Origin of the sequence: Arthrobacter sp. AB6, assembly GCF_031844545.1 — a bacterium.
Classification (GTDB): Bacteria; Actinomycetota; Actinomycetes; order Actinomycetales; family Micrococcaceae; genus Arthrobacter.
In genome coordinates this window covers 13,295-34,233 of record NZ_JAUZVL010000007.1, presented here as the reverse complement: position 1 = coordinate 34,233, position 20,939 = coordinate 13,295, and the positions used below count along the sequence as shown (strand labels likewise).

17 protein-coding genes are annotated in these 20,939 nt (G+C 67.8%); 8 read left to right on the top strand and 9 right to left on the bottom strand.

Features of this window, described 5'->3' with window-relative positions; all coding sequences use genetic code 11:
- Positions 1-6: 6 nt before the first annotated feature.
- The gene (locus tag Q9R30_RS07610) at positions 7-1,212 is read left to right on the top strand and encodes an acyl-CoA dehydrogenase family protein (RefSeq protein WP_311217311.1); all 1,206 of its coding nucleotides are present in this window, start codon (positions 7-9) and stop codon (positions 1,210-1,212) included.
- Here Q9R30_RS07610 and Q9R30_RS07605 read toward each other — a convergent pair.
- Positions 1,209-2,057 (bottom strand): DUF1684 domain-containing protein, encoded by an 849-nt coding sequence (locus tag Q9R30_RS07605; RefSeq protein ID WP_311217220.1) that lies wholly within the window; start codon positions 2,055-2,057, stop codon positions 1,209-1,211. The two genes, Q9R30_RS07610 and Q9R30_RS07605, sit on opposite strands and share 4 nt — an antisense overlap.
- 94 nt (positions 2,058-2,151) lie before the next feature.
- Between Q9R30_RS07605 and Q9R30_RS07600 the strand changes: the two genes are divergently transcribed.
- The gene (locus Q9R30_RS07600; RefSeq protein WP_199775316.1) at positions 2,152-2,697 is read left to right on the top strand and encodes a hypothetical protein; all 546 of its coding nucleotides are present in this window, start codon (positions 2,152-2,154) and stop codon (positions 2,695-2,697) included.
- Between the two features lie 111 nt (positions 2,698-2,808).
- Positions 2,809-5,631 (top strand): phosphoenolpyruvate carboxylase, encoded by a 2,823-nt coding sequence (ppc, locus tag Q9R30_RS07595; protein ID WP_104996751.1) that lies wholly within the window; start codon positions 2,809-2,811, stop codon positions 5,629-5,631.
- 91 nt (positions 5,632-5,722) lie between these two features.
- Here ppc and Q9R30_RS07590 read toward each other — a convergent pair whose 3' ends face one another.
- Positions 5,723-6,226 carry a hypothetical protein gene (locus Q9R30_RS07590; RefSeq protein WP_311217219.1) on the bottom strand — a complete coding sequence of 168 codons (504 nt, stop codon included), beginning with the start codon at positions 6,224-6,226 and terminating at the stop codon, positions 5,723-5,725.
- 143 nt (positions 6,227-6,369) lie between these two features.
- On the opposite strand from Q9R30_RS07590, the gene Q9R30_RS07585 reads away from it, so the two are divergent.
- A complete protein-coding gene (locus Q9R30_RS07585) occupies positions 6,370-6,675 on the top strand; it encodes a hypothetical protein (RefSeq protein WP_104996753.1) in 306 nt (101 codons plus the stop codon).
- Positions 6,676-6,713: 38 nt separating this feature from the next.
- On the opposite strand, the gene Q9R30_RS07580 is transcribed toward Q9R30_RS07585, so the two are convergent.
- The 3 genes from Q9R30_RS07580 to Q9R30_RS07570 all read right to left on the bottom strand — a co-directional run bounded on the left by Q9R30_RS07580 (position 6,714) and on the right by Q9R30_RS07570 (position 9,015).
- Positions 6,714-7,331, bottom strand: coding sequence for a DedA family protein (locus tag Q9R30_RS07580; RefSeq protein WP_104996754.1), 618 nt, complete (start codon positions 7,329-7,331; stop codon positions 6,714-6,716).
- Positions 7,312-7,941 carry a hypothetical protein gene (locus tag Q9R30_RS07575; RefSeq protein WP_104996755.1) on the bottom strand — a complete coding sequence of 210 codons (630 nt, stop codon included), beginning with the start codon at positions 7,939-7,941 and terminating at the stop codon, positions 7,312-7,314. The genes Q9R30_RS07580 and Q9R30_RS07575 overlap by 20 nt, the downstream gene beginning before the upstream one ends.
- A 90-nt stretch (positions 7,942-8,031) precedes the next feature.
- Positions 8,032-9,015 (bottom strand): RluA family pseudouridine synthase, encoded by a 984-nt coding sequence (locus Q9R30_RS07570; RefSeq protein WP_104996756.1) that lies wholly within the window; start codon positions 9,013-9,015, stop codon positions 8,032-8,034.
- A 117-nt stretch (positions 9,016-9,132) separates the two neighbouring features.
- Between Q9R30_RS07570 and Q9R30_RS07565 the strand changes: the two genes are divergently transcribed.
- On the top strand, positions 9,133-9,762 hold the full coding sequence (locus tag Q9R30_RS07565) for a helix-turn-helix domain-containing protein (RefSeq protein WP_311217218.1): 630 nt from the start codon (positions 9,133-9,135) through the stop codon (positions 9,760-9,762).
- Positions 9,755-10,447 carry an ATPase gene (locus Q9R30_RS07560; protein WP_104996758.1) on the top strand — a complete coding sequence of 231 codons (693 nt, stop codon included), beginning with the start codon at positions 9,755-9,757 and terminating at the stop codon, positions 10,445-10,447. Before Q9R30_RS07565 ends, Q9R30_RS07560 begins: the two co-directional genes overlap by 8 nt.
- Positions 10,448-10,463: 16 nt before the next feature.
- Here Q9R30_RS07560 and Q9R30_RS07555 read toward each other — a convergent pair whose 3' ends face one another.
- Positions 10,464-11,951, bottom strand: coding sequence for a PLP-dependent aminotransferase family protein (locus Q9R30_RS07555; RefSeq protein WP_311217310.1), 1,488 nt, complete (start codon positions 11,949-11,951; stop codon positions 10,464-10,466).
- Positions 11,952-12,009: 58 nt separating this feature from the next.
- On the opposite strand from Q9R30_RS07555, the gene Q9R30_RS07550 reads away from it, so the two are divergent.
- Positions 12,010-12,657, top strand: a complete 648-nt coding sequence (locus Q9R30_RS07550) for a hypothetical protein (RefSeq protein WP_311217217.1) — start codon at positions 12,010-12,012, stop codon at positions 12,655-12,657.
- A 24-nt stretch (positions 12,658-12,681) separates the two neighbouring features.
- Here Q9R30_RS07550 and Q9R30_RS07545 read toward each other — a convergent pair whose 3' ends face one another.
- From Q9R30_RS07545 to Q9R30_RS07535, 3 genes are all read right to left on the bottom strand, one after another.
- Positions 12,682-13,512, bottom strand: coding sequence for a DNA-formamidopyrimidine glycosylase family protein (locus Q9R30_RS07545; RefSeq protein WP_311217216.1), 831 nt, complete (start codon positions 13,510-13,512; stop codon positions 12,682-12,684).
- Complete coding sequence (locus Q9R30_RS07540) at positions 13,505-18,628, bottom strand: DNA glycosylase AlkZ-like family protein (protein ID WP_311217215.1); 5,124 nt, start codon at positions 18,626-18,628, stop codon at positions 13,505-13,507. Before Q9R30_RS07540 ends, Q9R30_RS07545 begins: the two co-directional genes overlap by 8 nt.
- 78 nt (positions 18,629-18,706) lie before the next feature.
- Complete coding sequence (locus Q9R30_RS07535) at positions 18,707-20,233, bottom strand: FAD-dependent oxidoreductase (protein ID WP_311217214.1); 1,527 nt, start codon at positions 20,231-20,233, stop codon at positions 18,707-18,709.
- A 188-nt stretch (positions 20,234-20,421) separates the two neighbouring features.
- Here Q9R30_RS07535 and Q9R30_RS07530 point away from each other — a divergent pair, with 188 nt between their 5' ends.
- Positions 20,422-20,886 carry a DUF4383 domain-containing protein gene (locus tag Q9R30_RS07530; protein WP_234005575.1) on the top strand — a complete coding sequence of 155 codons (465 nt, stop codon included), beginning with the start codon at positions 20,422-20,424 and terminating at the stop codon, positions 20,884-20,886.
- Positions 20,887-20,939 lie beyond the last annotated feature (53 nt).

Here is a 20,939-nt window from a genome sequence, read left to right as displayed (position 1 = left end):
CAGGAGATGACGGACGAGGCCCTGCCGGAGCTGCCCGCCGCGGACTTCTTCGCCTTTGAATCCCTCCTGGGCCAAAAGGAACGCGACAAGCTCGCGGAACTGCGGGAATTCCTGGCCGCTGAGGTAGCTCCGTACGCAGGGGATTGGTGGAACAAGGCCGAGTTCCCCGCGCACATCCTGCCCAAACTGGCTGCCCTTGAGCTCAGCACGCCCGCCCAGCGCGGCTACAGCAATCTGTTCGCCGGCCTGGTGATTGCAGAGATGACGCGCGTGGACACCTCCATTGCCACCTTCTTCCTGGTCCACCACGATCTGTTTGTCCAGGCCCTGTACGACTTCGGGTCCGCGGACCAGAAGCGGCGGCTGCTGGCAGACGCCTCGGATTTGCGCATCACGGGTGCCTTCGCCCTGACCGAGCCCAATCATGGTTCGGATGTGGCGGGCGGCATGGAGACGCGGGCCAGGCGCATCTCTTCCGTGACAGGCGAGGCGGACGACGACGGTGACGCCTGGGTTCTGAACGGCGCCAAGCGGTGGATCGGCAACGGGACGTTCTGCGACTACATGCTGGTGTGGGCGCTGGACGAGGCGGACGGGCTGGTCCGCGGGTTCATCGTGGACGCCACGTTGCCAGGCGTCACGCGGACCCGGATCGAGAACAAGATTGCGCTGCGGACGGTGCAGAACGCGGACATCCTCCTGGCGGACGTCAGGGTGGCCGAGGCCGACCGGTTCGCGTCCGTCAACAGCTTCGAGGACACCAAGGAGCTGCTGCGGGGCTCACGGATCATGGTCGCCTGGCAGGCCGTCGGCCAGCAGTTGGCCGCCTTCGACGTCGCCCGGCAGTACGCCGTGGAGCGCCGGCAGTTCGGCCGCCCGCTGGCGCAGTTCCAGCTGATCCAGCAGCAGCTCGTGACCATGCTCGGCAACGCGGTGGCGAGCATGGGCATGATGGCAGGGCTGGCGCGGCTGCAGGATGACGGAGCCGCAGACATGCCGCAGGTAGCACTCGCGAAGTCATACCTGAGCGCACGGATGAGGGAAACGGTGGCGCTGGGCAGGTCAATCCTGGGCGGGAACGGGATTCTGACCGAGTACCGGATGGCCAAGATTTTCTCCGACGCCGAGGCCATCTACACCTACGAAGGGTCCTTCGAGGTCAACACCCTGATTGTGGGCCGCGCCATCACGGGGGTTTCGGCAATCACCTAACCCCCGCGGGGGTACGGCTTCTCGCCCGCCTCCACGCGCACGTCCAGCGAATTGTTCCTTACCGGCATGGGGCACGTGCCGTACGGGGTGAAGGCGCTGGGATAGTTGATGGCCCGGTTGAAATCCAGCACCACGGTCGCATTTCCGGTTGAATCCGTTCGTGGCCGCGGCAAGGACAGCTTGCGCCAGTCATCCGTTTGTCCCGGCGGGGCGGCGCCGTTGGTTTCGTCATGGAAAGTGACGGTCAGCGCCCCGAGCTTCTCCTCCTCCGCCTGCAGCCGGCACTCGTGGCCGCTCCCGGGAACGCGGAAAACGACTTCGCCCACGGTGCGGTGGATGCCATCCACCAGGGGATTGGCCGTGGCGATGGGCACGTCCACGGGTTCGGGATAGGGTTCGAACCGACCGGGAACGTCCCAGTCGGGGTTGTAGTCGAACGTTGGCACGCCGGTGAATCCGGTGAGCACGGGGGAGGCGGAATCGCGGGTCCGGATGGCATAGCGCCCGGCCCGCATGGCCAGTTCCACTACCACCTGGTCCCCGCCAGGTCCGCCGAACTGCACCCACATCAGCGACTCCTCATCGGCGAGGGCCGCGGAAATCGTCCCGGACACTGGTTCCCCTGACTCCACCAGCGACAGGCCGTCGGCGGGCACCGCGGTGAGCGCCGCCGTCGTGCCGTCCGTTGACCAGAGCCCGGGGGCAAATTCGACGGCGGCAGGGGAGCCCTCCAGCCACTGGAACGAGGTGAGGGCCAGCCAGCCGTGGCGGGCGGCGAGGGCCTTGTTGCGGTTGTCGCGGAAGCGCTGCCAGCGCTCCACCTTCGCTGCGGGGTGGGTGCCCATGGTTCCTTTCAAACGGTCGGGTTGCCCACGCTACAACCGTCCCGTGCCGGCGTTCATTCCACTTTGGTACGGTCCGCCCTGTTGAATAGGTGGCGTGGACATACTTGCTGGAGTAAGCACCGAATGGCTCAAGGCCCTGACCTGGATCACGGCAGTAACAGTCGGCGTGGCAATCCTCCTGTGGCGGCCGCGGCGGCCCGACCTGGCGGGTCTGGCAGCCCTGGTGGTGTTCATGGCAGCCAGTGCCGGTGCGGGGATCTACGTCCTGAACCACCTGGGCGACGGCCGCTGGGGCGGTGACCAGCAGTCAAAACTGAGCCCGCCTCCGCTCACTGACGCACCGATGGTGGGGCAGTTCCTGGAACCGCTGGAAGGGATGCTGGGCGGCGTTACCGACGGCATCAACGAGTTCGTGGACTTCCGGTCCGCGTTGCCGGTGGCGCTGGATTTCTTTGTTGCCGCGGGCTGGGCGCTCGCGCTTTCGGTGCCCCTGGCGCTGGTGGCCATGGTAGTCACCGCCAGGGCCGCCAAGCGGCTCAAGGCAGAATTCACAGGCTATAAGTCTGAAGTTGACCAACTCCGCGCTGAACTCAACCAGGTCAAGCGCCACGTCGGCTACCCGGCCGGTGACATTATCTGAGACGAATTCCCTCTGCAGCCACACTGCGGGTAGCATCTTTAGCTAGTTACGTGGCTCACAGTATCCAGCGCAGTGTACGAGCCAAGTCCGAACCCTCGAAAGATAGTTTCCATGGCTCACACTGCAATGAATCCCGAAACCGATCTTGCCTCCGAACTGCGGGCAGATGTCCGCCGCGTCTCCACCCTGCTGGGAGAGTCGCTGGTCCGCCAGCACGGACCTGAGCTCCTTGACCTGGTTGAGCAGGTGCGCCTCCTCACCAAGGAATCCAAGGAAGCCGCCCGCGGCGGTGCCGACGCCACCGGCCCGTGGAGCGCCCACGACGTCGTGGCCCAGGTCCGCGAGCTTTTGGGCTCCCTGCCCATCGGGCAGGCCACCGACCTGGTCCGTGCCTTCGCCTTCTACTTCCACCTGGCCAACGCGGCCGAACAGGTGCACCGGGTGCGCGGCCTGCGGACCCGCGCGGAAAAGGACGGCTGGCTGGCCAAGACGATTGCGGACATCGCCAGCCAGGCCGGCCCCGGGGTGCTGCAGGAAGTGGTCAACGGACTGGACGTCCGCCCCATCTTCACCGCCCACCCCACCGAAGCCTCGCGCCGGTCCGTGCTGGACAAGATCCGCAAGCTCTCCGACGTGCTGGCCCAGCCCACCGCCGAGGGCACCACTGCACGCCGGCGCCAGGACCGCCAGCTGGCCGAAATCATCGACCAGATGTGGCAGACTGACGAGCTCCGCCAGGTCCGGCCCACGCCGGTGGACGAGGCCCGCAACGCCATTTATTACCTGGGCAGCATCCTCACCGACGCAATGCCGGAAATGCTCACCGAATTCTCGGACCTGCTCAGCGAACACGGCGTGACCCTCGCATCCCAGGACGCCCCCATCCGCTTCGGCTCGTGGATCGGCGGCGACCGGGACGGCAACCCCAATGTCACCGCCGCGGTCACCCGCGAGATCCTCCAGATCCAGAACCAGCATGCGGTGCGCATCAGCATCGGCATGATCGACGAACTGATCTCCATCCTGTCCAACTCCACTGCGCTCGCAGGTGCGGACCAGGAACTGCTGGACTCCATCGACTCGGACCTGAAGAACCTGCCGGGCCTGGACAAGCGCGTCCTGGAGCTCAACGCACAGGAGCCCTACCGGCTGAAGCTCACCTGCATCAAGGCCAAGCTGATCAACACCGGCAAGAGGGTGGCGGCCGGATCCAACCACGAGCACGGCCGCGACTACAGCGGAACCGATGAACTCCTCGCGGACCTTGAACTGCTGGAGCGCTCGCTCCGCAACCACTCGGCGTCACTGGCTGCCGACGGCGCACTGGCCCGGGTCCGCCGCGCCATCGCGTCGTTCGGGCTCCACCTGGCCACCCTGGACATCCGCGAGCACGCCGACCACCACCATGACGCCGTCGGCCAGCTGATGGACCGCCTGGGCGGCCCCGGCCTGCGGTATGCGGAGCTCAGCCGCGAGGAGCGCTTTGAGGTGCTGGGTTCAGAGCTCGCCTCGCGCCGGCCGCTGTCCGGGCACCCGATCAAGCTCGACGGCGCCGCTGACGGCACGTACGACGTCTTCCGTGAGATCCGCCGCGCCCTGCGCACGTACGGCCCGGATGTCATCGAGACCTACATCATCTCCATGACCCGTGGCGCGGATGACGTCCTGGCCGCAGCCGTCCTGGCCCGTGAGGCCGGCCTGGTGAACCTGTTTGGCGAGAAGCCCTACGCCAAGCTCGGGTTTGCGCCCCTGCTGGAGACCGTTGAGGAGCTGCGGGCCTCCGCCGAGATCGTTGACCAGCTGCTGTCCGATCCCTCCTACCGCGAACTGGTGCGGCTGCGCGGGGACGTCCAGGAAGTCATGCTGGGCTACTCGGACTCCAACAAGGAATCCGGCGTGATGACCAGCCAGTGGGAGATCCACAAGACCCAGCGCAAGCTGCGGGATGTCGCCGCCAAGCACGGCGTGCGCGTGCGCCTGTTCCATGGCCGCGGCGGGTCCGTGGGCCGCGGCGGCGGACCCACGTACGATGCCATCCTGGCGCAGCCCAACGGCGTGCTGGAAGGCGAGATCAAGTTCACGGAACAGGGCGAGGTCATCTCGGACAAATACTCCCTGCCCGAGCTCGCCCGCGAAAACCTTGAGCTGTCCCTGGCCGCAGTGCTGCAGGGCTCGGCCCTGCACAAGGACCCGCGCACCTCCGCCGACCAGCGGGAACGCTACGGGCACGTCATGGAGACCATTTCCGACGCGGCTTTCGACCGCTACCGGAACCTGATCGACAACCCCGACCTTCCGGCCTACTTCATGGCGTCCACCCCGGTGGAGCAACTGGGCTCGCTGAACATCGGCTCACGGCCGTCCAAGCGACCGGATTCCGGTGCGGGGCTCGGCGGCCTGCGTGCCATCCCTTGGGTGTTCGGCTGGACCCAGTCCCGCCAGATCGTCCCCGGCTGGTTCGGCGTGGGCTCGGGCCTGAAGGCGGCCCGCGAGGCCGGGAACGCGGCCCAGCTCGTGGAAATGTGGGAAAACTGGCATTTCTTCCGGTCGGTGCTCTCCAACGTGGAGATGACCCTCGCCAAGACGGACCTGGACATCGCCGGCTACTACGTCTCCACCCTCGTCCCCGAGGAACTGCATCACATCTTCCGGTCCATCCGGGAGGAGTACGAGCTGACCGTTGCCGAGGTCCAGAACCTGACCGGCGAAAGCTTGCTCCTGGACGCCCAGCCCACGCTCAAGCGTTCACTCGAGATCCGGGACCAGTACCTGGATCCGATCAGCTACCTGCAGGTGGAGCTCCTGCGCCGCGTCCGGGCTGAGGCGGCTGACGCCGCTGACGGCATCAGCGGAGCCGAAATTGACGAACGCCTCCAGCGCGCCATGCTGATCACCGTCAACGGCGTGGCAGCCGGGCTCCGGAACACGGGCTAGGCCCTTCTGGCGTTGCGCCACCACTTTTGGTTGCTTCCCGGTGCCGGGAGCAACCAAAAGTGATGCGCATCCTAAGTAGCCGCTGCTGCCGCTACAGGCAGCGGACCTTCGGGTTGTAGGTTGCCAGCACGCCGTCCGGGTTACCCTGCCAGAGGTACGCATGGAGGTCGTAGTGGATCGGCATGCCGGGGGCGTGGCCTGGCATGGGGCCGTCAAATGCCTTGCCGAACATGGAGGGCCGGTCGCTGTCGGTTCCCAGGTTCTGGTCCGCGTCCACCTCGAACCATTCTGCTGCCACCAGCCTGAGTTGGCCGGCGCTGTTGGCTGCGTACGTCAGTGCATCCGGGACCATCGGGTCCATCAGGCCGAACTGGCTGAATTTGACGTAGTGGTAACCCATGCCTGGAACACATTCACCCACTGCCTGGTAGCCGGCCGCTATGGCTGCGTCCACGTTATGATACTGGACGGTGGCCTGGCGCACAGCCGCCAGGGCGTTCTTCTCCGAGCCTGCCGAAGCGGCACTTATACCCAAAATCGAGGCCAAGAGGACTGCAAATGTGGTTGCAAAAGCGCGAAGGATATTCCGTCTCATGTTCCGTCTTCTTTTCTCGTTGTTGATACTGACGATGAGACCGCGGGAATAGTTTAGTCCCGCCGTGCCGGAGACCGCCATGGGTGATGTGCTTCCACTGCCGGACGGGCTTTTCACCGGCGCTATTGATTAGGGTTGAAGGCATGCCTTCCTTCCAGACCCGCCTGAAGATCACGGGCCTTCGGCCGGGCAACCCGCCCGAAGCCGTGATGGACGCTGCGGTGGAAGCGCTGGGGTTGCGCCATCATGTGGAGTCGAACCAGCTGCAGATCGCCGGCGGCGTGCCGCAGCTGAACCTGCGGTTCCTTGTGGAGGCAACCGAATACAGCGGCGAGAACCAGCAGGCGCGGGAATCGGCAGCCATGATGCGGGACGCCGTCGAACGCGTTGCCCTCACGGGTTCGCTCACTGTGCTGCGCCGGAACCGCGGCCGCTGGGCACCTGTCTAGGACCACTCTGGCATCCTGCGCCCCGGGTCGTGCGGCGGTCAGCCCAGCGGCCCGGGTTCCTCCACCGGAGACCGGCTGCCGCGGCGCCGGGTGGCGATAATGCCGACGGCGGCGCCCACCACCAGCCCGAGCGCCACCCCGATGAGCGAACTGGCCCAGAACGGCAGCTTGGTTGCCGAGCCCGTGAAGTAGCCCAGGCCCACCAGCCAGCATGCCCACAGCACCGCCCCGATGCCTGCGCACAGGCTGAATCCCCCCACGGAGACGTTGGCTATGCCGGCCGCGGCGGAGGTGGCCAGCCGGCCGCCCGGGATGAACCTTGCACCGATGATGGTCCCGTAGGTGGAGGAACGGCCGGCTTTGGCGATGGCCTCGTGGATGCCCTGATGGACCCGCCGGCCCCACTTCCACCGGTCCAGCACGTGGCTCAGCCGCCGCCGGAAGAGCTGGAAAACCACCATGTCGCCGATCCAGGAGGCCACGGCCGAGAGTGTTCCCACCAGGAAGACGTTGGCACGTCCGTCCGCGGACAGGGCGCCGGCGGTGATCACCACCATTTCGGAGGGAACGGGCGGGAAGATGGCATCACCGAGAACCACGGGGATGATCCAAAAATAGATCGCCGTCCCCCAGCTCTCAGCGCTGCCGAAGTCCATGGCCCAACTGCCGGCCGGCCAGGAAGTACCAGTACGGCCAGGCGACCCAGGCGGCTGCTCCCGCCGCGACTCCTGTCCCGCCGATGCCGTAGCGGATCCAGCGTGGAAGCTGCTCCGCCCAGGTCAGGCCAGCCACCGGCAACGCCACCAGCAGTGTGCCTCCAATGGCCTGTCCCAGGCGGGCGAGGTTTCGCGGGTACCCGCCGGACGCCAGGAGCTTCCGGTGTGCCAGCAGGAACCAGCCGGCCTGGACGGTCATCGCCGCGACGGAGATGGCGGTGGAACTCTTGAAGTCGAGCTGCCTGGAAACGAGCAGGAACGAGCTTGCGGATCCGGCCGCGCAGGAGGCCGTGACAACCCATTTTGCGGCTTCGGACGCACCCGTCCGGGGCAGCCGGCGGTGGACCTGGAGGATCACGGGGATGGCCGCCAGGTTGAACAAGGCGCCAGTTGCGTCGTTGATTGTGCCGAAGACGTAGGGCCCGTTGCGTGGCACTTCCACGGCAAACATGGCGCCCAGGGTGGCCACTCCCACCGCGCCCAGCCCGGCTGCCGCGTAGGCAGAACGGGCGGCTGTCCGATCGCCGGGTATTTCGATGAGCGCGTCCATTTGTGCTTCCTTGCCTTGGCCCAGGTATCCCTCAGGATAGTCCCGCCGGCACCCGCCATCCAGAGGACGAAAGCGGCCAGGAGCGGCCGGTCAGCTGCGGGCCGGGCCGGCCGCGCTGAGTTCAAGCCCGCTGCGGTACTCAACCGGCTTCCCGGTGATGGGGTCAATGAACCGGATGCCGCGGGCCAGGAGCTGGAGCGGCCGGCTGTAGTCGTCCGGCGCCTTGTCCAGCAGGTCCGGATAGAAGGCGTCGTTGATGATGCCCAGGCCGAGGGAAGCCATGTGCACCCGCAGCTGATGGGTCTTTCCGGTGTGCGGTTCCAGCCGGTACCGCGCCAGTCGCCGGGGACTGCCTGATGCCGCGACTGTGGCGCCGGAGGCACCCGGGGAAGCTCCGGCGTCGAAGGTTTCCAGCCGCTCGATCCGCGTTTCGGCGTTCGGCTCACCCTCCACGACTTCGGCGAGCAGGTAGCTGCGGGACTTGGTCATCCGGTTGCGGACCACCACGGGAAATTCGACGGCGGCGTGGCCCGGCGCAGGTTCGGCGGCGGCCACGCACTCGTACTCCTTCTGCACCTGGCGCTTCTCGAAGAGCACCTGGTACTTGCCGCGGGTCTGCGGATTGGTGGAGAACAGCAGTACGCCGGCGGTCATGCGGTCCAGCCGGTGCATGGGGATCAGGTCCGGCAGCTCCAGCTGGTTGCGCAGACGCACCAGCGCCGACTCCTGGATATAGGTGCCGCCCGGGGTGGTGGGCAGGAAATGCGGCTTGTCCACCACCAGCAGGTGCTCGTCCTGGTGCAGGATGGTGGTGTCCACCGGGATCCGCGTCTCCGGCGGCAGGCTGCGGTAGTACCAGATGAAAGTGTGGTCCTGGAGGGGAGTAGCCCGGTCCAGCGGTACCCCGCCCTCGCCAACGATCTCGCCGGCGTCGAACCTGTCCTCGATGCCCTGCGGATCGATGTGCCCCCAGCGGTGCATCATGTAGTCCATGGCCGTGTCCCAGGGGCCCTCCTCCGGCAGGCGCAGGCGGGTGGCGTTAACGCCGTCGCGCACGGGAAGGGGGGATTGCATCACCGGTCCATTCTACCGGCGCGCGTTGCTGCCCTTCCGCCCCTTCCGGTGGCGAACCCGAGTCCGACGATATAAAAGTTCTTGACAATAAAAATTGTCGGTAAGCATACTGGAAGCATGTTGGAGATAGCGGTCATTGAGGACCCGGCGGCGGCCGAGGTGTCACTGGATCCGATCCGTACCCGGGTCCTTCGGGAGCTGGTCCAGCCGGCATCGGCCACCCAGCTCGCGGTCAGGCTGGCGCTGCCGAGGCAGAAGGTCAACTACCACCTGAAGGCGCTGGAGAAGCACGGCCTGGTGGAGCTGCTGGAGGAGCGGCGCAAGGGCAACGTGACCGAGCGCATCTTCCAGGCCAAGGCCTCGTCCTACCTGATCTCGCCCCAGGCGCTGGCTTCGATCTCTCCGGATCCGGGCCGCTTTTCGAGCCATTTCTCGGCATTCTGGCTGCTGGCGCTTGCAGGCCGGATGGTGCAGGAGCTGGGCAAGCTGATTGCCGGTGCGGCCGCAGCCCGCCAGAAGCTGGCCACTTTCGCGGTGGATGGTGAAGTCACCTTCCGCACCGCGGCCGAACGCGCAGCCTTCGCCGAGGAGCTCGGCGTGGCAGTCACCCGGCTGGTGGACAAATACCATGACGGCGACGCGCCCCGCGGGCGGCGGCACCGCCTGGTGGTGGCCCTTCATCCCGTCCTCAAGCCGGTCAAAGAAACCATGGAAACCCCCTCAGGCAAGGAGCAGGACAATGACTGACAACCGCAACTTCGAAATCGTCTGCGACACCGAGCTTCCGGGCACGCCGGAGCGCGTGTGGGAGGCGGTGACCACCGGAACGCCTGCGTGGATGTTCCCCACGGACCAGTGGCCCGACGTCAAGACCGTCAAGGAATACCCGACGCACCTCGTGTCAAGGATTGAGGGGCCGGATGGCTGGTTCAACCAGCTGGAGCACGTCCTGGAACCGCTCGACGGCGGCCGCGCGCGCCTGCACTACGTGCACAGCGGGATCTTTGCGGACAACTGGGACGAACAGTACGACGGCGCCTCCCGCCACACCGAGTTCTACCTCCATACCCTGGGCCAGTACCTGCGGTACTTCGACGGAAAGCCCGTGGTGTTCACGGACATCCAGGCGCCGGCAGCGTCCCAGGCCGCTGACGGCTTTGCCCGCCTGCGCGGCGCACTGGGCATACCGTCCGCGGAGGACGGTTCCCGCGTGGATGTGGAGCTCGACGGCGTGGGGAGGCTTTCAGGGGAAGTGGACTTCTCCAATGACCACTTCCTTGGCGTTCGGACGTCCGAGGCCATGTACCGCTTCTTCGGCCGCAACGCGTGGGGCGCACCCGTAGGGATGACAGTCCATGATTTCAGCGGCCAAGGAGATTCCGAAGCCACCGCCAAGGCATGGGGCGACTTCCTGGCGAAGGTGTACGCGTAGGGCTGGCGTCCCCGGGTCAGGCAATGGCCACGGCCGGGGCGTTCCTGAGGGTGCGCCGGAGCTGCGGGGCGGCATCCAGCCGGTCCTGCGCTGAACGCAGGGCCAGTACTGCGGCCTCCAGCGTATCCGGCGGCAGGGTAAAGGGCACCCTGAGGTAGCGTTCGAAGGCACCGCCAACACCGAAGCGCGGCCCTGCCGCCAGCCGGATCCCAAAGTCGGGGGCAATGACCGTCAGCGCAGTGCTGATGGGGGCCGGCAGCCTGCACCACGCCGAGAGGCCGCCGGCAGGGTACGCCGCCTCCCACTCGGGCAGGTGGCCGGCGAGGAGTTCCAGGAGCGCCGCCCGGCTGTCCCGGAGCGCGGCTATCCGGGCCGGCAGCGGCTCGTCCAGGGCCCTGACCAGGTGGGCGGCGGCCAGTTGCTCCATCAGGGGTCCGCCGAGATCAAGCGAGGTCCGGGCTGCTGCAAACCGTTGGACCAGGTCCGGAGTAGCGCGGATCCAGCCTGTGCGGAGGCCGCCCCAATGGGACTTGCTGAGCGAGCCGATGGTTACCACTGCCGGGCTGAACGCCGCGACGGGCGTGGTCCCGATGCCGTCAAGGTTCAGCTCCCGGAGGGTCTCATCCACCACCAGGACGGTACCGGCAGCCGCGGCCGCGCGGGCCAGCCGGCGGCGCTGGAAGTCCGGCATCAGTTGGCCCGTTGGATTGTGGAAGTCCGGAACCACGTACGCCAGCTTGGGCCGCTGTTGCTGCAGTGCCGCCTGCATGCTGTCCATGTCCCACCCCGGCCGGCCCCCCGAGAATGCCACCGGAACGGGCCGGCACCCGGCCGCCCGGATGGCATCGAGGGCGTTCGGGTAGCTGGGGTGCTCCACCAGCACCCGTTCCTGCCGGCCGGCAAGCGCGCGAAGGACGATGTTGAGGGCATGCTGCGCGCCCGACGTCACCAGGATCTGGTCCGCGGTGGTGGGCGCTCCGGCCGCGGAGTAGCGCGCCGCCACTGCCTCACGCAGGGGGAGCAGGCCGATGGCGTCGTAGCCGAAGCCGGGGAGCAGGGCCGGGAGCTCGGTGAGGGCCGCCGCGAACGCGCGGTGCACCACCTCTCCGCTGGCGGGAAGCGAGGCATAGGCGAGGTCGATCAGTCCTTCCGGGGCAGCCAGTCCGGGGGCGGTGAGCGCCGGGTCCTTGCGTGCGGGGCCTGTGAACACCGTGGTGCCTGCCGGTGTCAGCGGCGGGATCCGTGTCCGGCTCCTGCTGCCTTGGCCGCCGGTAAGGAAACCCTGGTCGCGGAGCAGGGCGTAGGCGGCAGTCACTGTGGTCCGGCTGACGCCCAGGGCTTCGGACAGCGCCCGCTCGCTGGGCAGGGCCGTGTCCAGGGCCACGCGTCCGTCGAGCACCAGCAGGCGTACGACGTCGGCCAGTTCGCGGTAAGCGGCTGCTGCACCTACGTTCCACCCGCCCAAAAGACGGGAAAGGCCGGAGGCGGTAAGGGATGGCATCAGGCCAGTATTTCAGACTGGCTATGTAAATCAAGGCCAGTTCTCTGCCAGAGTCGTGGGTATGTTGCCCCGCAGACTCCTTCAGCTCTTCTCCGGCCTCGCCATGTACGGCCTCTCCCTCGCCATGTTCATCCGCGCCGGACTGGGCCTGGACCCGTGGGATGTCTTCCACCAGGGCGTCGCCGGAAGGATCGGGCTCAGCATCGGCGTGGTGGTCATCATCGTCAGTTTCCTGGTGCTGTTGCTATGGATTCCGCTGCGGCAGTGGCCAGGGTTCGGGACCCTCTGCAACGCCGTCCTGGTTGGTGTTTTCGCGGACATCGGTCTCGTACTGATCCCGGCGTTCTCCCACCTGGGTGGACAGATCGGCCTGCTTGCCGGCGCCGTGCTGCTGAACGGCGTCGCTTCCGCCTGCTACATCGGTGCCCGGTTCGGTCCCGGCGCACGCGACGGCTTGATGACCGGCCTGGCCAGGCGCACCGGGTGGTCCGTCAGGGTGTCCCGCACGCTGATCGAGGTTGTGGTCCTCGCCGCCGGCTGGTTCCTTGGTGGCTCCGTGGGAGTGGGAACCGTTGTGTACGCCCTTGCCATCGGCCCCCTGGTCCAGCTGCTGCTGCCGGCGTTCATGGTGCCCGCTGCACACGCCGACGCCGGAAGCCGCGGCGACTCCCGAAGCGCAGCCCCTGAGCCGCTTCCCAGCACCAACTGAGGCGGCAGGCGGAGGCCGGGAATCCTAGGCCAACAATGGCTGGCATGTGGGGCAGAAGTAGATGTCCCGTTCCTCGTCCCCGTCCAGCTTGCCCAGCACCCCGCGCCGGATGGGCGTTCCGCACTTGAGGCAGGCCTGGTGGTCCCTGCGGTACACCCAGTAGCCGGGCCGCCCCGCCATCCTGCCCACCGGCATGCCCCTGGCGTTGAGGATGGTGACCCGGCGGCCGGGGCCCAGGTTGACTTCCAGGAGCTGCTTCGCGTCGGTCATGAGGGTCCGCAGGTCAGCCACGGAGGACACCGGGGAGGCTGGGTGCACCCCGGAGAGGAAGCAGGCCTCGCACCGGTAGATGTTGCCTATCCCGGCAAGGTTCCGCTGGTCCAGGAGGGCCACTCCCACCGGAACGTCCGGGGCGGATCGGATCCGCCGTTCGGCTTCGTCCGCGTCCCAGTCCGGGCCCAGCAGGTCCGGGCCCAGGAATCCCACGATGGAATCCTCGCTTGCGGTGGCCACCACTTCCACGATGCCCAGCGAGAATCCGACGGCGTCCGCAGCCGCGGTGCGCAGCACGCACCGGGCCGTGTAGCCGGGCTTCCGCCACCTCCCCCCGGGCGGATAGACCTGCCATGTCCCCTCCATCTTCAGGTGGGAATGGATGGTGAGCCTCTTGTCATCCGGTCCCACCACGCGCATCAGCAGGTGCTTGCCCCGCGGGACCACCTCGGCCACGGTCCAGCCGGCCAGGTTCAGCGTGGCGAAGCGCGGAACGCGGAAATCGGAGGCAAGCAGTGCCTGCCCTGCCAGTGCCTGGTGCAGCTGGTTGGCTGCCCGCCAGACGGAGTCGCCCTCAGGCACGGATCCTCAATCCCTTCGGGGTGGAGTAGGCGCCGGCGGAGCTGAGGGCTGCAGCCACCGGGGTGTCAAGGATGCCGTGGCCGTTGACCTTCTCCATGATCAGTTTGTCCACCGCGCCGCGGGTCACCACGCCCACCAGGGCCGTGCCTGCCGCCGCGAGGACGGCATCATCGTCGCTGAAGGCCAGCAGTGTCTTCCCGCCCCTCTCCACGTACAGGACCAGCGCCCCGTCCACCAGCACCACCAGGGCGCCGGCTTTCCGCCCGGGACGGTGCCCGGTGCCGGCGTCGTCCTGGAGGGCGGGCCAGGGAAGGGCTGCACCGTACGGGTTGGCAGGGTCCGTGGCGGCCAGGGCCAGGGCAACCGGCTCGGGCTTGGCCAGCTGGCTGTCCTCCGAGTACGAGCGCAGCCGGTCAACAGTTGCCGGAACGGCGAACTGGGCCGCGCCCAAGTGCTCAATGAAGTAGCCGCGGCGGCAACGTCCGGCCTCCTCCAGCCTGGCCAGGACTTTGTACATCAGGCCGAAACCGCCCAGGATCTGTTCCGCCATCACCGATCCCCTGGTGACCACGCCGTAGCGGTCCAGCAGGAGTTCGGCAGTGGCGCGGGCGTGGATGGTGGCGTCGAGTTCCGGCTGCGGAAGGGCGGACCAGCGGCCGGCAGCCATGGGAGGGGTTGCTGCCGCCCCGGCCAACCCGCCATAACGCCCGCCCGCCAGCCCCGGCGAACCCATGAGCCCGCTGCCGTGCGAGCGGCCCAGCCTGCTGAGCCGCGGAGCCCTGGCCCGCGGTGCCCTCGCCACCTGCCGGTGCGCTGTATGCCCACCGGCAATCAGGGCGCGGACCGGGGCGAAGGTGTCCCCGGTGATCCGGCCTGCCCATGCCAGGTCCCAGAGCGCCGCGACCACTTCCTGGTCGCTGAGTACGGAGTCCATGCCGCCGGCGACGTCCGTCAGTTGCCGGAAGAAGTAGCCGCCGCCGTTGTTCCGCAGGTGGTCCAGCAGCCGCTGCTGGGCAGCACCGGGTTCGTACTCGGCCGCAGGATTCAGGGTCAGTTCCGCGGAGTCGGCAAGGTGGAGGCTGATCCAGCCGTCATTCCCGGGCAGGGCGCCTGCGCCGGACCAGAGGATTTCCCCGGCGGCCATGAGCTCATCCAGCATGGCCGGCTGGTAGTTGGACACCCTGCTGGCGAGGACAAGCGGCTCCCAGGCGGATGCCGGAACAGGAATTCCGGAGAGCTGGTCAACGGCCGTAATGATGCCGTCAAGGCCCCGCAGCGAGGGCTGGCCGCGGCCGGCGCCCGGGGTGCGGACATGCTGCCAGGCGGGCAGGAAGCGCCCGTAGGCTGCCGCGTCCACCGGTTCCACTTCCGCGCGGAGGGCCGCCAGCGATCGACGGCGGAGCTTCCGGAGGACCTCGGCGTCGCACCATTCGCTGACGGCAGCATGTGGGGGCAGGAGCGTCGGGGGCGCGTCACCAGCCGGCTGGGGGCCAGGTTCCACACCACCAGGTTCCACACCAGGTTCCACACCATCGGCGGGAGCGGCTTCGCCGCCGACCCTGCCCTCCCGGGTGGCTTGCGGCTGTGCGGCATGCGGCCGGAACTCGCCCTCCACCACGCGCCCGTCCGCGGCCAGGCGCTTCAGGGCCGTGCTGACGACTGCCACACCCAGGCCCAGCCGCGCTGCGGCCTCGGCGGCGGTGAAGGGTCCATGCGTGCGGGCGTAGCGCGAAACAAGGTCGCCGAGGGGGTCCGCCACGGGCTCGATGAAGGCGAGCGGGACGCCCATGGGCAGCGGAACGCCAATGGCATCGCGGAGCCGCGCGGCGTCTTCAACGGCGGCAAAGCGTTCCACGCCGCCGATGTTTACCTTGATGGCGCGGTTGGCCCGCTGCAGGGCGGTGAGGTGGGCGGCGGCTTCTGCGGGTTGGGCGTGCCCGGTGTTGGTGGGCCCGGTGTTGGTGGGCTCGGTGTTGGTGGGCTCGGCGTGGGTGGGCCCGGTTTCGGCAGGCTCAACCACCGGAGCCGGCTCAACCGACGGGGCAGGCTCAACCGACGGGGCAGGTTCCAGCCGGGCGGCTACTTCCTCCGGTGCCAGGGGGCCAAGGAGCCGCAGCAGGTCGGCGACGCCCTCCATTCCCCGCACCCGCCGGTCCTGGGCCAGCCGCTGCAGCTCGCGCTCGGTGGCCTCGATGACCTTGGGATCCAGCAGCTCGCGCAGTTCCACCCGCCCCAGCAGCTCGTTGAGGAGCGTGGAGTCGAGGGCGAGTGCGGCAGCCCGGCGCTCAGCCAGCGGGGAGTCGCCCTCGTAGAGGAACTGTGCCACGTACCCGAACAGGAGGGACTTGGCGAACGGCGACGGCTGGGAGGTGGTGGTCTGGACAATCCTCAGCTCGCGCCGCTCCACCGACGCCGCGATGTCCTTCAAAGCGGGAAGGTCGTAAACGTCCTGCAGGCATTCACGGACGGTTTCCAGCACGATGGGGAAAGTCGGGTACTTCCGTGCAACATCGAGCAGCTGCGCGGAGCGCTGCCGCTGCTGCCACAGCGGCTGGCGCTTGCCGGGGGTCTGCCGCGGCAGCAACAGGGCACGGGCGGCGCACTCACGGAACCGCGACGCGAAGAGCGCGCTGCCGCCCACCTCGGCGGTGACGATCTGCTCCAGTTCCTCGGGGTCGAACAGGAACAGCTCCGCTCCCGGCGGCTCATCCTCCATCATGGGCACGCGGAGCACTATCCCGTCGTCGGCGGCCATGGCGGAGCCGTCCATCCCGTAGCGCTGGTGGAGCCGCTGCCCGACGGCGAGGGCCCAGGGCGCGTGTACGGGCATGCCGAAAGGGCTGTGCAGGATCACCCGCCAGTCGCCCAGCTCGTCGTGGAACCGCTCCACCACCAGCGTGGTGTCGTTCGGTACAACCTCGGTGGCCATTTTCTGCTCTTTGAGGTACTGGATCAGGTTGTTTGCCGCGAAGGCATCCAGGCCGCTCGCCTCGCAGCGCTCGGTGGCCGGGCCGACGTCGGACGCTGACAGTTCGCGGACGAACGCGCCGAGGGCGCGCCCCAGGTCCACGGGCCGCCCCAGGGAATCGCCCTTCCAGAAGGGAAGTTTGCCCGGCTGGCCGAAGGCAGGGGAGACAAGCACGCGGTCGTGCGTGATGTCTTCGATTTTCCAGCTCGTCGCGCCCAGGGCAAAGACGTCCCCCACCCGGGACTCGTACACCATTTCCTCGTCCAGCTCGCCAACCCGCCGTCCTCCCTTTGGCGCAGGCGCCGGCTTGCCCTCAGCGGATGGGGCTGCGGTACCTTCCACCTCGGTGCCGATGATGTACACGCCGAAGAGGCCACGGTCCGGGATGGTGCCGCCGGAGGTCACGGCCAGGCGCTGAGCCCCCGGCCTGCCCTCGATGGTGCCCGCGTTGCGGTCCCAGATGATCCTGGGACGGAGCTCGGCGAATTCGTCTGACGGGTAACGGCCGGCCAGCAGGTCAAGGGTGGCTTCGAAGGCGGAGCGGGGGAGCGAGGCGAAAGGTGCGGAGCGCCGTACGGTGGCGAACCATTCCTCGACGTCGATGCTGCCCAGGGCGGTGGCGGCGACGGTCTGCTGGGCCAGGATGTCCAGGGGGTTGGCGGGGATGCTGAGGCGCTCAATCCTGCCGGCGAGCATCCGCTCCACGGTGATGGCTGTGTGGACGAGGTCGGCACGGTGCTTCGGAAAGAGGACACCCTGGGAGACTTCGCCCACCTGGTGGCCGGCGCGGCCCACCCGCTGCAGGCCGCTGGCCACGGACGGCGGCGACTCCACCTGCACCACCAGGTCCACGGCACCCATGTCGATGCCCAGTTCCAGGGATGAGGTGGCCACCACGCACCGCAGCCGCCCGGACTTCAGGTCGTCTTCAATGAGTGCACGCTGGTCCTTGGAGACCGAGCCGTGGTGCGCGCGGGCCAGCACCGGATCCGCGCCCGCCGAGCTTCCCGCCTGCGCCATCATGTGCGCCGGCGTGGCCGTGGAGGCGGGAACCCCTGGTGCCGCAGGTTGGGCGTCCGGACCATCCCAGCCGCCGCCCACCGCCGCCAGCTGCCGCTCAGCGTAGATCTCGTTGAGCCGTGCCGTGAGCCGCTCGGACAGGCGGCGGGAATTGGCGAAGACGATCGTGGACTGGTTGGCGAGCACCAGGTCCACGATTTTCTCTTCCACATGCGGCCAGATGGATGCCTGCGGCTGCAGTCCTGAGGCGGGGCCCGAGTCAAAAGCGCCGGCAGCGCCGGGAAGATCGGACATGTCCTCCACGGGGACCGAGACTGTGAGGTCCCAGTTCTTCCTGGCGGGCGGGGCGACTATCTCCACCGGTGCCGAACCTGCCAGGAACTGCGCCACGAGCTCCTTGGGCTCCACGGTGGCGGACAGGCCGATACGCTGCGCCGGCTTGGGCAGCAGGGCATCCAGACGTTCCAGTGAGACGGCCAGGTGGGCGCCGCGTTTTGTACCGGCCACGGCGTGGACCTCATCGATGATGATGGTGTCCACTTCGGTCAGCGTTTCCCGTGCCCTGGAGGTCAGCATCAGGAACAGCGATTCCGGGGTGGTGATGAGGATGTCCGGCGGGCTGGCCAGCAGCGTGCGGCGGTCCGCGGCCGTCGTATCTCCCGAGCGCACGCCCACGGTGGTGAGCGGTGCCGGCAGGCCCAGCCGCTTGGCGGTCTGGGTGATGCCGATCAGCGGCGAGCGGAGGTTCCGTTCGACGTCCACGCCCAGGGCTTTCAGCGGCGAGATGTAGAGGACGCGGGTCTTGCGCTTCGGGGCGCGTGTCCGCCTGCCTTTGGCCGGGCCTTTTTCCCCGGTGGCAGCGGCAGCGCCGGCTCCGGCGGGATGGCGCTCCGCAGCCTCCGTTTCTGCCGTGGGGGCGGCGAGCAGCCGGTCCAGCGCCCAAAGGAAAGCGGCAAGGGTCTTGCCCGAGCCGGTGGGAGCCACCACCAGGGCGTGCGAACCTGAGGAAATGGCGCGCCAGGCACCCTCCTGTGCGGGCGTTGGCCCTGGAAAGGCACCGAGGAACCAGTCCCTGGTGGGCCGGCTGAACTGTGCCATGGGAGCAGCACCGCCCTGTTCCTGGATCATGCCTCCATCATGCCCCAAGCCACCGACGCTGATGCCGGCCATGCTCCGGCCATGCCGGCGGCCTCCCCGATGCCCGGCTCAAGCCTTTCCTGCGGCCGGAAGATCCCTGGTGGCGGGCCCTTCCAGGAGCTTTCCGTCGCTGCTGAAGCGGGAGCCGTGCAGCGGGCAGTCCCACGTCAGCTCGCTGTCATTCCAGTGCAGGATCCCGCCGAGGTGGGTGCATACGGCGGACAGTTTGCACGTGGTGCCGGCAACGGTGGATACCGCCACGGGTTTGGGTCCCTCACGGTAAACCTTGCCTTCGCCTTCGGCCGGAACCACCGACGCGGGCCCGGCAGCCTGGTCCTCCCTGTCCTTCCGCAGGCCCTGGGCAGCCACCTGTCCCCAGCCGGAGGCCAGCCTGGCTGCCACTCCCGCGTTAAGGGCGACGGCGGACAGGGCTCCGGAGGGAGCGGTGACGCGGTGGTGGATGGTGTCCGCCCACGGCACGTTCCCGCCCAGGATGTCAGCGGAAATTCCGACGGCCGCGGCCACCGCGTTTGTCATGCCCCACTTGTTGTAGCCGGTACCGAAGTAGATATGGCCTTTGCCGCGGGGGAACTTGCCGAAGAAGGGCATGAGGTTGGTTGGCAGATAATCCTGCGCGGACCAGGTATGGGTGGCAACCGCGCCGGGGTAGTGCTGGACGGCCCAGTCGAGGAGGCTGCCCAGTTGGTGTTTCTCGGACCTGGCCCTCCCCACGTGGTGTCCGTGCCCGCCCACCAGCAGCAGTCGCCGGCCGTCCGCCTCATAGTCCCGCAGTGAATGGGTGGGTTGTTCCACCGAGAGGTACATTCCCGGGGGAGGCGCCTGGTCCTCCTGCAGCTGCAGTGCCGCCGCGTAGGAGCGGCTGGGTGTGAGCTTGGCGAAGTACAGGCCGCGGTCCAGCACCGGGGTGCCGGTGGCCAGCACCACCTCGTTGGCGGTGACGTCGCCCCGGGCTGTGTGGACGGTGGCGGGTCCGGAGCCCGTGACGTCCTGTAGCCGCACGCCGCCCACGATCGATCCTCCCCGTCTGCGAATGTCGGAGACCAGGACGTCCAGCACCTCTACCGGGTTGATCTGTGCCTGGTCCGCCAGGCGCACGGCCCCGTGAACGGCAAACGGCAGCCCGGCGTCGCGCACGTATTCCATGTCCAGCCCTGCGGTGGTGCCGGCACTGACCTCTTCGCGGAGCTTTTCCGTGCCCTGGGGGGATGCAGCGTAGGTGTAGGCGTCCCTCCGCTGGTACGGCACCCCGTTCTCGTCGAGGTAGCGCAGGAGCCAGGCCTGGCCTTCGCGGTTGCCGTCCACATATGCCTGCACCTGCTTCTGCGAGTACTGGCGGGCGAGCTGCGACAGGAAGGTCCCCTGGAGGAGGGACACTTTGGCGGTGGTGTTTCCTGTGGTGACGGCACCGGGGAACCTGGCCTCCAGGACAAGCACTTTCTGCCCCGAGCGGGCCAGCAGGAGTGCCGTGACGAGGCCGGTGAGCCCGGCTCCTGCCACCACGGTGTCATAACTGCTTCCGGGCTCGAACGGGTCTGTTGTGAAGGTGTCCGCCCGATCCAACCAAATCGACGTCATGCCTGCTCATCCTGCCTTTTGCTCCAGGCCCCGGTGGGCCATTTGTGATGGGTCTGTTATGAATCCTCATCTATCCGCAACGCACTTACTAAGTATACTTATGATGTCGGGGTTTAAGTCTATGGTCAGGTGGCAGCCCGGCAGCCACGGTGTGAACATAACGGCAAACAGGAGAGATCATGACAAGCATGAGTTCCGACGGTCGCGCGGTGGACCGGACCAACATTCAAAAGGTAACCCTCGCAGTGGGTGCAGTCTTCCTCTTGGTGGGCCTCCTGGGATTCATTCCCGGCATCACCACCAATTACCAGGCCCTGGGTTTCGCCGGACATGGTTCGGAAGCGCTGCTGCTGGGCATTTTCCAGGTGTCGGTGCTGCACAACATCGTCCACCTGCTCTTCGGCGCGGCTGGCATCGCGATGGCCCGCAGCGCCGCGCAGTCCAGGAACTACCTGGTGGGAGGCGGTGCCATCTACCTGGTCCTCTGGATCTACGGCCTGCTGATCGGCAAGGACACGGCAGCGAACTTTGTCCCGGTGAACATTGCGGACGACTGGCTGCACTTCGTCCTCGGCGTGGCAATGGTTGGCCTGGGCCTCGCCCTGTCGCGGGGAACCGCCCGCGCGGGACGACCCACCACAGCCACCAGGTAAGCACCCGCAGGCCAGCAGCACAGCACAAAAAACCGCAGGCGGCCCGGCACCAG

Coding starts and splice junctions, on each gene's coding strand:
- Q9R30_RS07580 (WP_104996754.1), bottom strand. CDS start 7,331: ATGGACTTCGGCAGCGCTGAGAGCTGGGGGACGGCGATCTATTTTTGG.
- Q9R30_RS07565 (WP_311217218.1), top strand. CDS start 9,133: ATGTTGGAGATAGCGGTCATTGAGGACCCGGCGGCGGCCGAGGTGTCA.
- Q9R30_RS07560 (WP_104996758.1), top strand. CDS start 9,755: ATGACTGACAACCGCAACTTCGAAATCGTCTGCGACACCGAGCTTCCG.
- Q9R30_RS07530 (WP_234005575.1), top strand. CDS start 20,422: ATGAGTTCCGACGGTCGCGCGGTGGACCGGACCAACATTCAAAAGGTA.
- Q9R30_RS07550 (WP_311217217.1), top strand. CDS start 12,010: ATGTTGCCCCGCAGACTCCTTCAGCTCTTCTCCGGCCTCGCCATGTAC.
- Q9R30_RS07535 (WP_311217214.1), bottom strand. CDS start 20,233: ATGACGTCGATTTGGTTGGATCGGGCGGACACCTTCACAACAGACCCG.
- Q9R30_RS07540 (WP_311217215.1), bottom strand. CDS start 18,628: ATGATCCAGGAACAGGGCGGTGCTGCTCCCATGGCACAGTTCAGCCGG.
- ppc (WP_104996751.1), top strand. CDS start 2,809: ATGGCTCACACTGCAATGAATCCCGAAACCGATCTTGCCTCCGAACTG.
- Q9R30_RS07575 (WP_104996755.1), bottom strand. CDS start 7,941: ATGGACGCGCTCATCGAAATACCCGGCGATCGGACAGCCGCCCGTTCT.
- Q9R30_RS07585 (WP_104996753.1), top strand. CDS start 6,370: ATGCCTTCCTTCCAGACCCGCCTGAAGATCACGGGCCTTCGGCCGGGC.
- Q9R30_RS07605 (WP_311217220.1), bottom strand. CDS start 2,057: ATGGGCACCCACCCCGCAGCGAAGGTGGAGCGCTGGCAGCGCTTCCGC.
- Q9R30_RS07590 (WP_311217219.1), bottom strand. CDS start 6,226: ATGAGACGGAATATCCTTCGCGCTTTTGCAACCACATTTGCAGTCCTC.
- Q9R30_RS07610 (WP_311217311.1), top strand. CDS start 7: ATGACGGACGAGGCCCTGCCGGAGCTGCCCGCCGCGGACTTCTTCGCC.
- Q9R30_RS07570 (WP_104996756.1), bottom strand. CDS start 9,015: ATGCAATCCCCCCTTCCCGTGCGCGACGGCGTTAACGCCACCCGCCTG.